This is a genomic window from Solirhodobacter olei (genome assembly GCF_004010155.1).
GTDB lineage: Bacteria > Pseudomonadota > Alphaproteobacteria > Rhodobacterales > Rhodobacteraceae > Solirhodobacter > Solirhodobacter olei.
The window spans coordinates 56,459-69,636 of record NZ_RRYH01000030.1 but is presented as its reverse complement, the minus strand read 5'-3'; the positions used below and the strand labels follow the sequence as shown (position 1 = coordinate 69,636).

13 protein-coding genes are annotated in these 13,178 nt (G+C 62.7%); 1 reads left to right on the top strand and 12 read right to left on the bottom strand.

The window, feature by feature from the left end:
• The 12 genes from EIP85_RS18520 to EIP85_RS18465 form a co-directional block, all read right to left on the bottom strand.
• Nucleotides 1-721 (bottom strand): thiamine pyrophosphate-binding protein (locus EIP85_RS18520; RefSeq protein ID WP_277749318.1); only part of this gene is annotated, 721 nt, incomplete at its 3' end.
• Nucleotides 718-2,643, bottom strand: a complete 1,926-nt coding sequence (locus EIP85_RS18515) for a bifunctional 5-dehydro-2-deoxygluconokinase/5-dehydro-2-deoxyphosphogluconate aldolase (protein WP_127903697.1) — start codon at nucleotides 2,641-2,643, stop codon at nucleotides 718-720. The genes EIP85_RS18520 and EIP85_RS18515, both read right to left, overlap by 4 nt.
• A gap of 10 nt (nucleotides 2,644-2,653) precedes the next feature.
• Nucleotides 2,654-3,598, bottom strand: coding sequence for a sugar phosphate isomerase/epimerase family protein (locus tag EIP85_RS18510; RefSeq protein ID WP_127903696.1), 945 nt, complete (start codon nucleotides 3,596-3,598; stop codon nucleotides 2,654-2,656).
• Nucleotides 3,585-3,869: a putative quinol monooxygenase gene (locus EIP85_RS18505; RefSeq protein ID WP_127903695.1), complete on the bottom strand. Its 285-nt coding sequence runs from the start codon at nucleotides 3,867-3,869 to the stop codon at nucleotides 3,585-3,587. The genes EIP85_RS18510 and EIP85_RS18505 overlap by 14 nt, the downstream gene beginning before the upstream one ends.
• A gap of 11 nt (nucleotides 3,870-3,880) precedes the next feature.
• Entirely contained in the window at nucleotides 3,881-4,822 is a 942-nt protein-coding gene (locus EIP85_RS18500; RefSeq protein WP_127903694.1) for a sugar phosphate isomerase/epimerase family protein, read from the bottom strand.
• A gap of 24 nt (nucleotides 4,823-4,846) precedes the next feature.
• The gene (locus tag EIP85_RS18495; protein WP_127903693.1) at nucleotides 4,847-6,019 is read right to left on the bottom strand and encodes a Gfo/Idh/MocA family protein; all 1,173 of its coding nucleotides are present in this window, start codon (nucleotides 6,017-6,019) and stop codon (nucleotides 4,847-4,849) included.
• Nucleotides 6,020-6,049: 30 nt separating this feature from the next.
• Nucleotides 6,050-7,075 carry a Gfo/Idh/MocA family protein gene (locus EIP85_RS18490; RefSeq protein WP_127903692.1) on the bottom strand — a complete coding sequence of 342 codons (1,026 nt, stop codon included), beginning with the start codon at nucleotides 7,073-7,075 and terminating at the stop codon, nucleotides 6,050-6,052.
• A complete protein-coding gene (locus EIP85_RS18485) occupies nucleotides 7,072-7,977 on the bottom strand; it encodes a sugar phosphate isomerase/epimerase family protein (RefSeq protein ID WP_127903691.1) in 906 nt (301 codons plus the stop codon). The genes EIP85_RS18490 and EIP85_RS18485 overlap by 4 nt, the downstream gene beginning before the upstream one ends.
• Before the next feature lie 50 nt (nucleotides 7,978-8,027).
• Entirely contained in the window at nucleotides 8,028-8,855 is an 828-nt protein-coding gene (locus EIP85_RS18480; RefSeq protein WP_127903690.1) for an ATP-binding cassette domain-containing protein, read from the bottom strand.
• 2 nt (nucleotides 8,856-8,857) lie between these two features.
• Entirely contained in the window at nucleotides 8,858-9,862 is a 1,005-nt protein-coding gene (locus EIP85_RS18475; protein ID WP_127903689.1) for an ABC transporter permease, read from the bottom strand.
• Nucleotides 9,863-9,872: 10 nt separating this feature from the next.
• Nucleotides 9,873-10,895 (bottom strand): ABC transporter permease, encoded by a 1,023-nt coding sequence (locus EIP85_RS18470; protein WP_127903688.1) that lies wholly within the window; start codon nucleotides 10,893-10,895, stop codon nucleotides 9,873-9,875.
• A 105-nt stretch (nucleotides 10,896-11,000) separates the two neighbouring features.
• Entirely contained in the window at nucleotides 11,001-11,975 is a 975-nt protein-coding gene (locus EIP85_RS18465; protein WP_127903687.1) for a sugar ABC transporter substrate-binding protein, read from the bottom strand.
• Between the two features lie 151 nt (nucleotides 11,976-12,126).
• On the opposite strand from EIP85_RS18465, the gene EIP85_RS18460 reads away from it, so the two are divergent.
• Entirely contained in the window at nucleotides 12,127-13,161 is a 1,035-nt protein-coding gene (locus tag EIP85_RS18460; protein WP_127903686.1) for a substrate-binding domain-containing protein, read from the top strand.
• Nucleotides 13,162-13,178: the final 17 nt, after the last annotated feature.

Below are 13,178 nucleotides of genomic sequence, written 5' to 3'. Positions count from 1 at the left end.
CCGAATAGAGCGTGCCGCCGCCGGAGACGATCACCGGCGCCCTGGCGGCACGGATCTGCCCGGCCACCTCTTCCACCTCGCGCGGGTCGGGCTCCGGCCGCCGGATGCGCCAGACCTTCGGTTCGAAGAAGGTCTCGGGGTAATCGTAGGCCTCTGCCTGAACGTCCTGGCAGAAGGCCAGGCAGACCGGGCCGCAGTTCGCCGGATCGGTCATCACCGCCAGCGCCCGCGGCAGGCAGGTCAGCAGGTGCTCCGGCCGGGTGATGCGGTCGAAGTAGCGCACCACAGGGCGGAAGCAGTCATTGGCGCTGACGGTGCCGTCGTCGAAATCCTCGATCTGCTGGAGCACCGGATCGGGCCGGCGGTTGGCGAAGACATCGCCGGGGATCAGCAGGACCGGCAGCCGGTTCACATGCGCCAGCGCGGCGGCGGTGACCATGTTGGTCGCCCCCGGGCCGATCGAGGAGGTGACCGCCATCGCCCGCCGCCGCTTCTTCGCCTTGGCATAGGCGATGGCGGCATGGGCCATGGTCTGTTCGTTCTGCCCGCGCCAGGTTGGCAGCGCGTCGCCGATGCCCTGCAGCGCCTCGCCCAGCCCCGCCACGTTGCCGTGGCCGAAGATAGCCCAGACGCCCTCGATGAAGCGCTCGCCCTCCTCGGTCATCTGAACCGAGAGCCAGCGCACCATCGCCTGCGCCGCGGTCAACCGGATCGTCGTCATGCCACCATCTCCCGGACGCTTTCCCGCGCCTCGTTCCATATTCCGCAGAGCCGCGCAAAGCGGCCCGCCATGTCGTGGATGGCAGCGGCGTCGCTCATCTCACCCCTCATCCAGGCCCGGGCAGCATGGCCGAAGATCGTGCGGCCGACGGCAAAGCCCTTCACCAGATGGAACCGCGCAGCCGTCTTGAAGCTGTCGGCCAGCGCCGCCTCAGGCGCATCGAGCCCGAGCACGAGGATGCCGCGGGTATGGGCATCATTCTCCTCGATCGTCGCGATAGCGTTCTGCCAGGCCATCTCGCTCCGCATCGGCTCGAGCTTCCACCAGTCTGGATAGATCCCAGCGCCATAGAACTGGCGGATCAGCGTAGCCGTGGTGTCGTCATCCACCGCCCCAACCTTCGACGGGATGACTTCCAGCAGGAACTCCAGCCGGTTGCGCCGCGCCGCGGCAAACAGTTTCTGGACCGTTGCCTCCTGCGCCGCTCGCTTCTCGGCGGCGTCGTCGGGATGACAGAAGCACAGAACCTTGACCACATCCTCGCGCGCCCATTCGACCAGCGTGCCGCAGTCCGGCCCAAGCTCCGGTTCCAGTTCCAACGGCTGCGACCCGGGCCATTCGCAAGGGCGGCCGATCCACAGCCCTGTCCCCGAAGCCCGATGCAGCGCCGAGCGCCCGATCCGATTGTCGCAGAGGATGCCGTAGCCCGGTCGCCCGGCCTGCACCTGCCGCGTTGCATCGAGGCAGAGCTCCTTGAACCGTGCCCCCTTCTTCAGGTCGTATCCCGCCATCTCCTCGAGCTGCATCCGATGGTCGAAGGCGAAGATGCGGTAGTCTGCCCAGTCGGGTAGATTGCGCGTGTGCCGCGTCGTCGACCAATGCAGCTGCTCCAGTTCGGCGTCGTTTCTGACATCCGGGCGCACTACGCCGCGCCTCAGGAAGTGCTCAAGCTCGGTCAGCGACGGATAGGCCGGGGTGCAGCCGTGGCGGCTGACCGCCAGAGCCCCGCAGGCATTGGCGTATTCCAGCGCCTTCGGCCAGGGCGCGGCCTCGAGCCAGCCCTTGAGCAGCCCCGACATGAAGCCGTCGCCGGCGCCCAGCACATTGAAGACTTCGATCGGGAAGCCAGGCCCGCTCTCGCCTGCATCGAGCTCATCCGGGATCGACCCGGTGAAGGCCACGGCCCCCGCCGCCCCGCGCTTGCAGACGAGGACGGCGGGGGTTGCGGCGCGCACGGCCCGTAGCGCGCCGATCGTGTCGGTGGTGCCGCCGGCGATGTGGAACTCCTCTTCGGTGCCCACGATGAGGTCGAAGAGATGGAGCGTCGAGAGCAGCTTCGCTGTCACCTTCGCGCTTTCGACATAGCGGCTCTCGCCCTCGCCATGGCCGGCCACACCCCAGAGGTTCGGGCGGTAGTCGATGTCGAGCGCGGTCTGAACGCCGGCAGCGCGCGCGATTGTCAGCGCTTTGAGCACCGCCGCTTCGGTGTTGGGGTGGCTCAGATGGGTGCCGGTGACAACGACCGCCCGCGCCGAGGTGATGAAGTCGGCATCAATATCCGCCTCGCACAGCGCCATGTCCGCGCAGTTCTCGCGGTAGAAGATCAGCGGAAACTGCTCCGCGTCGCGGATCCCGAGGATCACCAGCGCCGTCAGCCGCTCCGGGTCGGTCTTGACGCCCGAAACATCGACTCCGTGCCGCACAAGCTCTTCGCGGACGAAGCGCCCCATATGCTCGTCGCCGACCCGGGTGATCAGGCCCGAGCGCAGCCCCAGCCGTGCCGTCCCGCAGGCCATGTTCGTCGGCGAGCCGCCAATGTACTTCTCGAACGACCCCATGTCCTCCAGACGCCCGCCAACCTGCGACCCGTAGAGGTCAACGCCGGCGCGGCCGATCGTGATCAAGTCCAATGCTTTCGTCATGTCGTCGTCCTCAGAATCCTGTCTCACGCAGAAACCTGCGGCTGGCCGCAATATCCGTGAGAATGGAGCCGCTGTTGCGCGGGTCGCGTTCCTGTTCGATGGTGATGTAGCCGGCGTAGCCGAGCTCGGTGAGAAGGGCGCGGATAGCCTTGTAGTCTATGTTTCCTGTGCCGATCGGGCACATGACGCCCTTGGCACAGGCATCGAAGAAGCGAATGCGTTCGCCCATGACGGTCTCGTAGACGCCCGGGTCGATGTCCTTGAAGTGGATGTAGTCGAGCCGATCCCAGTAGCGGCGCAGCACCTCGACCGGGTCCATCCCCGAATAGGCGCAATGGCCGGCATCGAGACACAGCCCTGCCGTCTCTGGACCAATGTCCGCGGCCAGCTTTGCCACTTCGTCGGAAAATTCGATATAGCCGCCAGCGTGAGGATGAATGGCGGCCCGCACACCGTATTTGTCGCGCGCAAGCAGAGCGATCGCGCGGATATTCTCCATCATCCCGGCCCAGGCGGCATCGTGTAGCCTCGGCGCCCGCTCGGAATGACCGGCGGCGTAGTCGCGCGCGCCATGCCCCCAATCCATCACCGTGAGATAGGGTGCCTCGAAGCGCTGGCCGGAATGGCTCTTGGGTTTTGGCAAGGCCGTGATGAGCGAGCATATTTCGTTCGTCTGACGCAGCAGGTTTTCGCGGCTGGCAGGCGAGACGAGATCATCGAAGATCGTGCCGGCGACGATGGACAACCCGCGCTGCTCCAGCGCCTCGGACATCAAATCGACGTCAAGCGGCATATAGCCGTAGGGGCCCAGCTCAAGCCCGCCGAAGCCCGCCGCGGCGGCCTCGTCCAGCACCTTTTCCCAGGCCGGAAGATGCGGGTTCTTGACGTCATCGACGCCCCAACAGCAAGGGGCACAGGTGACGGTGATCCGGGTCAACGTGTCAGCCTGCGACATTGATCGTCTCGAAGGTCAGATTGCGGTGGAACTGCTCATGGAAAGCAATGAAGCGACGGGTATGCGACTGCGCCATGTGAAAGCCATGCGCTGCCTCATCCTTCCAGGTCTCGACGAAAACCAGCATGTCGGGGTCATCGGTACAGGTGAAAAAGTCGTAGGCGATGCACCCGGGCTCGGTGCGCGTCGCAGCCTGGGCTTCAGGGGCGCGAGCAAGGATCTTGTCCCGCGTCCCCGGCTCAAGCTCGATCGTGATGATGAACTTGAACATCGACCTTGCCCTTACCGGCTGATCGTCGCCTGCAGCGCGTCAACGGAGGACTGGATGCCGGCGTCCGTCGACATCGTGAAGTCTTCCATCTCGAGGCTAACCCAGTCGTTGTAGCCTTCCATGCGAACGACAGAGAAGAATTCCTTCCACCATTGCAGGTCCCGGCCTGCTCCGACGGCAACGTAGTTCCACACGCGATCCTTCACGTCAGTGACCTCGCGCAGCTCCAAAAGCCCGTCGACATCGGCCTTCATCCGTTCGATCCGGGTGTCCTTGCCGTGGCAGTGGTGGATAGCCTCTCCGAGCGCGCGCGCCGAGGCGATGGGGTCGGCGCCCATCCACATCAGGTGGCTCGGGTCGAGGTTCATGCCGACCGTCGGGCCGACCTCATTGCGCAGTCGGAACAGAGTCGAGGGGTTCCAGACCAGCATCGCAGAGAAGTTTTCAAGCGCGTATTTCTCCACGCCCACTTCTTTGGCCAGCTTCACAAGGTCGTGCCACAGCGGAAAGGCGCGGTCCTCCCACTGGTAGCGGTCGCGCTCGGGCATCTCGGCGGGCCAGCTCTTGGTGTAGACGAGCCAGTTCGGGACCATGTCGCCCGGCGCGGCCTCAGGCAGGCCCGACATCGTCACGATCTTCTTCACGCCAATCTCGCCCGCAAGCCGGATCGTCTCTTCCATCTCCTTGCGATGACGCTTGCCCATCTCGCCCGGATCAAGCGGGTTGGCGGAGCAGTTCAGCGCCGCGATCTCGAGGCCGCGAGCTTCGATCTCCTTCAATTTCGATTTCAGAAGACCCTTGTCGGCCAAGAGCTGCTCGGCGCGGAAATGCGGCGCCGGCGACCAGCCTCCGCCGGTCATCTCGACGCCCTCGACGCCGAGCTTTACGCATTTGTCGAGCATCTCGGTGAACGAGAGATTGCCCATCACATCGGTGCAGATGGAAAGCCTCATGTCTTCGCTCCTATTGAAGACGGGTTATTGGAAATCGACCCAGGCGGCACCGGCGTTTGCCGAGCGCACACAATTCTCAAGCCAGCGCACGCCTTCGGTGCCGGCCGTGATGTCGGGGTAGTGATGGGTTTTCAGGAACGCGTCATCGCCTCGTATCTTCGCGTCGATGGCCTCGGCGATCCACAGGTAGATGTTGGACCAGCTGTCGCCCAGCCCTTCGGTGTGCAGCGCCCCCATGCGGTCAACTGCCAGGCTTTCGGCTTCGAGGTAGGGCATCCCGTGGTGCAGGATCCGGTTCGGCTCGCCCTGGACCTCGTAGATCAACTGGTCGGGATGGCTGTCGGACCACCCCACCGAGGCCTTGGAGCCGACGAAGCGATAGCGCTGGGAACCCATATTGCCGGCGTTGACCGACGACACCCAGAGGCGCCCGCGCGCGCCATTGTCATAGTGCATCAGGACCGTGGCGTGGTCTTCGAGCGGCTCGCGGGTGGCAATGAACGCCTTCCGGTCGCAGAGCAGCTTCTCGATCTTCATATGGGGAAGCACGACCTCTGAAAGGTAATAGAGATGCGTGCCGATATCCCCGAGCACGAAGGTGGAGCCGGCAGTGGTCGGATTGGTCCGCCACTTGACCGCTTCCGGCGCACCTACATCATCACCCGCGTTGAAGCCGTGTGTGTATTGCATGTCGACGATGCGGATATCGCCCAACATCCCCTTGGCAACCATCGCTGCCATCTGGTGAACCAGAGGGTGGCCAGTGAAGCCGTAGGTGACGCCGACGATCAGCCCCTTCTTTGCGGCAAGTGCTGCGATCTCGTCGCATTCGGCCACGGTGAAGAAGAGGGGCTTTTCGCAGATCACATGGATGCCGGCTTCCAGTAGTGCCTTTGTAATCTCGAAATGTGTGAAGTTCGGCGTAGCGACTGAAACCACGTCCACGCCATCCTCGCGTGCCGTCTCACCCGCGATCAGGTCCTGGTAGGTGGCGTAGCAGCGGTCCTCGAGCACACCGAGCTTGACGCCGAAGTCCCGCCCCCGCGTTGCGTCGAGATCGAACGCGCCCGCGACGAGTTGATAGGTCCCGTCGCGCAGGGCACCGGTCCGGTGCTTGTATCCGACCTGGCCGGTGCGGCCACCCCCTACCATCCCCCAGCGCAGCGGACGGCTGATGGTTCTCTCTCCGTTTATCATCGACGTGTCTTTCCTGAAGGGCCGCTCCGCCTATGCCGCCGCAACAGCGGTCGGGAGGTCGTAGAGGCCGGGTTTTGCAATCATCTTCACGGGCTCGAAGGCGCCGCTGGCCACGGCACGAAGCGCGGCATCGGCCGTCAGCGTCGCCGCATAGCCGTCCCAAGCCGAGGGCCCCGCTGCAGTCCCCTGCCCAGCGGCGACCATCCATTCGCGGAATTCCTGGTCATACGCCTCGATGAAACGCTCGCGCCAATCGCCCGGGATTTCCTGTCGGATGCCGTATTGATCTGAGACGACAGTAGCAGGCCGGTTCGGTAGGGCGGCGACTCCCTGCTCACAGCTCACTTCGCCGCGGATGTCGTACCCGTAGGCGATGTTTACCGAGATCTCGACATCGACGATGGCGCCCGAGGCCATGTGCAGGAGCACTAATGTCGGATCACGAAGCTCGTTTCCGCGCGACGACCTGCGCGGCACCCGCACCTCGACGCCGGCGATCTCGTCGGACAACAGCCAGCGCGAGACGTCGGCGTCATGCACCAGCGTATCATTGAGTGGCATATCCGAGGTGTACAGGCCCTCCGGTACAGAGGCATTGCGGTGCTTGGAGTAGTACATCAAGGGCGCACCAAGCGATCCGCCGTCGATTACCGCTTTGAGACGACGATAGTCGGCGTCGAACCGGCGCATGAAGCCAACTTGCACCAAACGGCGGCCAAAAGCGGTTTCGGCCTCCATAACCTTAAGTGCGGCGGCCTCCGACGTTACCATCGGCTTTTCACAGAATACCGGCTTGCCGGCCGCAATGCAGTCGAGCAGTTGCTCTTCGTGAGCCGGCCCCCACGAGCAGATGACCACCGCCTGCACCTTGTCCGAACGGATCAATGCCTGGGCCGCGTCGAAGACTTCTGCACTGTGTGGCGCCACCCTACCGGCGCGGTCACGATCGATATCGCTGACCGCAACAACTTCAACCCCGGAAAGGACCTGTGTCAGGCGGCGGATGTGATCCTGGCCGATCATCCCGGTTCCGATGACACCAACCTGAAGGCTCATTTCGGCCCCCAATACTTGTCGATGTAGCGTTGCATTTCGGCGCGCATGAAGCGCCCAGACTCGTCGGCCTTTTCCTCCCAGGCGAAGACGCAGGCGGTCATGATCCCGTCGAAGCCCACCTCGGCCAGCGTGCGGTAGAAATCGTCCCAGGGCACCTCGCCCTGCCCGATGTTCAGGTGCTGATGCACCCGCGCAGTGCTGCCCGGCGGGTTGATGATGTAACGCAGGCCGGAGCTGGCCTTGTGGTTGAAGGTGTCGGCTATATGCACATGCGCCAGCACGTCGGCACATTCGCGGAGCATCGCCACCGTGTCGTCGCCGAAATAGAAGGTGTGCGGCGTGCAGTAGAGGAACTTGACGCGCTTCGAATTCACTGTGCGGATGATGTCGACCGAGGGCTGCAGCGTCTCCACCCAGTCCTCGGGATGCGGCTCGATATGCAGGTTGATGCCTTCACGCTCGAGGAGCGGCACCAGCTCCTCCATCGAACGCCACCAGGCATCCTCGCAGGCTTCGATCATGGAGCCGGTGTGGCAGCAGTAGCAGGTGCCCTTGTCGGGATGGGGGCCGCGGCCGAACTCGGAGTTCATCGTGTCGACCTCCATCTCGACCGCGATCTCGATGGCGCGCTTCCAGTGTCGGACCGCAGCCTGGCGTTCGTCCTCGTCATTGCTGGCCCAGCGGTACATCGGAAGAAGCGTGGCGATGCCGACGCCGGCGTCCTTCAGCGCTGTCTTGAAGCTCCTGATCCGGTCGGGATAGACCCGAGGCGCCTTGAACCATTCGAGGAAGTCCCCGCGTGGCGAGAGCTCGATCCACTCGTAGCCAAGCTCGGCCACTTTCGAGGGCAGCTCTTCCAGCGACAGATGCCGGTGCATGAACGGGTCGAGCGCGATCTTCATTTCAGTCTCCAATCCTCTCTTCTTGGTCGGCCACCGATCGGGCCGGCCAGCTATTCCGCGTCGCTGGCCCGGACATGCGCCGGGCTGTGCAGCTCTTCACTGCCTCCGCCGATCTGGGCCTCGAGTTCCGCCATGTCCTCGCCGCCAGCCATAAGGTCGGTGATCTCCTCGCGGCTCTTCTCGCCCTTCATGAAGTTCGCCGCGAGCTTGCCCCGGATCAGCACCGCGAAATGGTCCCCCACCGCGAGCGCATGCATCACCTGGTGGGTGATAAAGATCACCGCGAGGCCGCGCTTCTTGGCCTCGTTGACGATCCGGAGCACGTGGCTCGCCTGTTTCACCCCGAGCGCGGCAGTGGGCTCGTCCAGGATCAGCACACGGGCGCCGAAATGCACCGCCCTCGCGATGGCCAGAGACTGGCGCTCACCGCCCGACAGGCCACCGATCAGCCGATCACCGTCGTCGATCCGGGTGATGCCGAATTCCTGAACGGCCTTCACGGCCGTTGCGTTCGCCGTCTTGCGGTCGAAGATGGTGAATGGCCCAATGCGCTTGGTCGGCTCCACGCCCACGAAGAACGAACGCCCGATCGACATCAGCGGAAAGGTCCCGCCAAATTGGTGCACCGTCGCGATCCCGCGATCCGCCGCATCCTTGGGCCGTTCGAAGATGACCTTTTCGCCATCCATGAAGATCTCGCCCGAGGTCGGCTTGTGCACGCCGGCAAGGGTCTTGATCAGCGTCGATTTGCCCGCGCCGTTATCGCCCAGAAGGCAGAGCACCTCACCTGCGTTCACCTTCAGAGAAATGTCGTTCAGAACCTCGATCGGCCCGAAGGACTTGTTGACGTTCCTCAGTTCCAGAACCGGTACGGCCATTGTTACGTCCTCCCGTCCGTTTTCCGCGACGAATAGCTCAGCGCCATCCTGCGAAAGATGTTGTTCATCAGCATTGCCAGGAGCAGCATCATGCCGATGATGAGGCTCGACCAATTGCGGTCGATCTGGGTGAAGTAGATGCCCTGGCTGACGATCGCGAAGGTCAGCGTGCCGATGAAGATTCCGAGAACGGATCCGAAGCCGCCCGTAAGGAGTACCCCCCCGACAACGATCGAGACGATGACGTTGAAGATGTAGTTCATACCACCAGAGACCTGGGCGGAGTTGAACTGGATCGCCCCGCACATGCCGACGAAGGAAGCGCAGGTTGCGGTCAGCACGAACAGCGCGATGGTCATCCGGCGCGTCGGGATCCCCGCATTGCGCGCACTTTCCTTGTCGCCGCCCATGGCGAAGATCCAGTTGCCGTAGCGCGTGAAGTGCATCACGAAGAGGAACACCGCCGCGAACAGGATCCACCACAGGATGATGACCTGGTAGCTGCCGGCCAAAAGCTGGCCGAACATGAATTTGGACCAGTGCGGGGCCGTCAGCGGAACGCTGGCGTTACCAGTCAGAAGGACCGAGGCGCTCAACACGACACCCTGCATCCCGACCAGCGTGCCAAGGGTGATGATCAGCGACGGAACCGAGGTGCGCACCGCCAGTAGGCCGTTGATGAGCCCGACCAGAACACCGATGCCGAGCGAGATGGCCATGCCGACGACAATCGGAAGACCGTAATAGCCGGAGGCAATGGCGATGCCCATCGAGCCCGCCGGGATCATTGCGCCGATCGAGATGTCGATCTCTCCCGAGATCATCAACAAGCCGACCGGGAGCGCCACGATGCCGAGGTTGGCCGCGAAGTTCAGCCAGCTCGCCGCACCGAGGAAACGATCGACATGGGCACCAGCCAGCACGAACAGCACCAGAACGAGGATCAGGCTGATGACGGAGCCGGATTCAGGGCGCCTGAGCAGACTTCCGATCACGGGATTATTCATCAATCCGCCCTCACTTCTTCTTGGTGGAATAGGAGAGTGCCATCTGGCGGAACGTGTCGTTCATCAGCACGGCCCCCAGAAGCAGCGCTCCGATGATGATGCTGCCCACGTCAGGGGTGAAGCTGGTGAAGAAGATGCCCTGATTGACGATGGCAAAGGTGAGCGTGCCGAAGACGATCCCGATGACCGAGCCGCGCCCGCCGGTGAGCAGAACCCCACCCATCACGACGCACATGATCGAGTTGAAGATGAACGACTGACCCGCGGCGACCTGCGCACTCTTGAAGGCGACAACCTGACTTACACCGACAAACGCCGCGGCAAAGCCCGACAGCATGTAGAGCTGGATGGTCAGTCTTTGTGTCGGAATACCGGCGTTGCGGGCACTCTCGCGATCGCCACCGATGGCGAATATCCAGTTGCCCTTCGGCGAGACGTGCAGGACGTAGTAGATTACAGCAATGAAGGCGACCCACCAGAAGATCGTCACCTGGAACATACCACCGATAGACTGGCCGAGAAGGGCCGTGGTCACCGGGCCCGGGACAATGAACACGCCCGTGCTGCCCGCGATCAGAATGGTCAGCCCGAGCGTCAGCCCCATGACACCAAACATCGTGCCGATCGTGATGATAAGCGAAGGGATGGCGGTGCGTGTCACCAGAAGGCCGTTGACGTAGCCAACGAGGATACCCACTCCCAGGCCGCAAAGAATGCCGACGATGTCGGGTGCACCATAGTGACCTGAAATGATGGCAACCGTCAGCGAGGATGCCGGTACGACGGAGCCGACCGAGATATCGAGTTCTCCGGCGATCATCAGGAGGCCCACAGGAAGCGCGATGATGCCGACTTCCGACGCCATGTTCAGGAAGCTGGAAAATCCGGGACCACCACGGAAGACAGCTCCGCCCAGCGCCGCGAAGAACACATAAACGGCAATCATCCCGATGAACGACCCGGTTTCGGGGCTACGGGCCAGGCGACCGAGCGATGTACCCGGAGCCGTTGACCCTTTGCTAAGATTCGACATGGCTGTTCCTTCCGCACGCCTTGCGCGTGCAAGCCGACCGCTTGGAGACCGGATAGGAGTGAGGCCGCCCGAGGGAGAGAGTTCGGGCGGCCCCTTTCACTTACCTTATCGTTTGCCCTGTTTCGCGCCGGCGAGCGTCGACTTGATGTTCGAGGCATCGACGATGCCCGGACCGGTCAGGATTTCGCGGGTCGGAATTGTCAGGCCGTAGTTGACATAGCCGTTGAGGATCGACACCGCATAGAAACCCTGCTGGTAGCCCTGCTGGTCGATCGCACAGGCCTGCGTGCCGGCACTAATCTGTGACAGAATTGCCTGATCGAAGTTCACACCGCAGAACTTCACCTTGCCGGTCTTGCCGGACTGGGCAATGGCTTGAGCCACGCCAACGGCGTCAAGATTGGCCGTAGTGAAGACGGCATCGACTTTCGGATGCTTCAGCAGATAGGCGCGCACGGCCTGGGTCACGGCGGTGACGTTGCCCTCGGCGGTCGCCGGCAGCGGCAAAACGTCAGCCGTCCCACCAGCCTTCGTAATGCCATCCTTGAAGCCGCGGCAATAGTCTTCGATGTTGGCAGCCCCCGGCAGCGAGTTCACACAGACACCGGTCTTCTGGCCGTGGTCACCCAGGTATTTGCCGCCGGCAACGCCAGCCTGGTAGTCAACCGCTCCGACGTAGTTCATCGCGCCCAAACGATCGGCGGCCTGAATGCCGCCCGCATTGTAGACAATGAACGGAATGTGCTTCTTGGCGACTTCCTTGAAGGCGGGATCTTCCGCCTGCGGCACCCAGTCAGGAGCGACGATCGCGTCAGCGCCCTGGGCGATCGCTTGACGGATCAGTTCCGCCGCATCCGGGCCAAGGTGATCGTAATTCTGGGGCGCGAGCCAGGTCACGGAGCCGCCTTCGGCCTTGGCCACGATCCCGGCATCTTCGGCGCCGCGCTTAACGATGGACCAGAATGGATCGTCAGCTTTTCCGCCAACGACAAAGATATTGGCGGCCATCGCCGCACTCGCCGCACAAGTGATCAGAGCGGCGGTCGAAAGAGTAGCCGCGACGCGGCTGAACTTGGACATCTTTATCTCCTCCCTTGCCCCACCCATACGACAGGGCTTCTGGCGCCGGAGGATGTATCATGAGATTGACATTCCAGATACTATAAATGTGCTTGAATAGATCAATAGTTTCATTTAGTATCACTCATCATGATGCGATATGGAGCAATCGATGAAGCGCCCCACGATCGCGGATCTCGCCAAGGAATCTGGAGTTTCGGTATCAACCGTGAACCGAATCCTTGGAGGGAGCGCTCCGGTTCGAGGCACGACCATGCAACGCGTTCAGTTGGCCGCTGAGCGTATTGGCTATTCCGGATTGGGCGCGATCGAGCACCGGCTTCGCGACTCGGCCCCCAATTACCGGCTCGGCTTTCTCCTGCAGCAGTCGACTCGGGACCTCTACCAGCTTTTCGGAAAGAGGATCGTTGCGGCCTGTCGAGGGCGCCGCGACGAGGTTGTCGACCCATTGGTGGACTTCGTCGACCTCCTGACCCCCGACAATATCGCGGCCAGGCTGATGGCGCTCGGCAAAGAGTGCGACGCCGTCGCCGTGACCGCGGCGGACCATCCGGTCATCAATCATACGATCAGGGAATTGCGGGAACAGGGAAAGCCGGTCGTTTCCTACATCACGGACCAGTCGGCCCCGGAACGAGCCGCATATGTTGGCACCGACAACTGGAAGCTCGGGCGCACGGCCGGCTACTTGATGGCGCAAATGACCAATGGGCCCGGCCGCGTTGCCGTCTTCATCGGCAATCACCGCTATCAGTGCCAGGACGTCTCGGACGCGAGCTTCCGCTCCTACATCCGCGAGCATGCCCCACGATTGACGATCGAAGAAAGTAGACCCACCTACGAGGAACCCAGGAACGCCTATCAAATGGTGTCCGAACTGCTTCGGACAACCGACGACCTTGCCGGCATCCTCATCGTAGGCGGCGGCATCTCCGGTGTGCTACGCGCGCTCAGGGAATTGCCGGAGGAGCAGCGCAAGAGCATCCGTCTGGTTTGCCGAGACATTGGCCCGGAGACCCGCAGAGGGCTTTCCGAAGGGCTCATTACGGCGGCATTGTGCCACCCAATGGAACAGACCTCCGAGCTCTTGGTGCAGACGATGATCGACGCTATCGAGGGGGACAGTACAGAAGCGACAATGCAGCGAACGATCCCCTTCGAAATCATCACGCCGGAAAATATATGACGAAATGCCATGGCCGT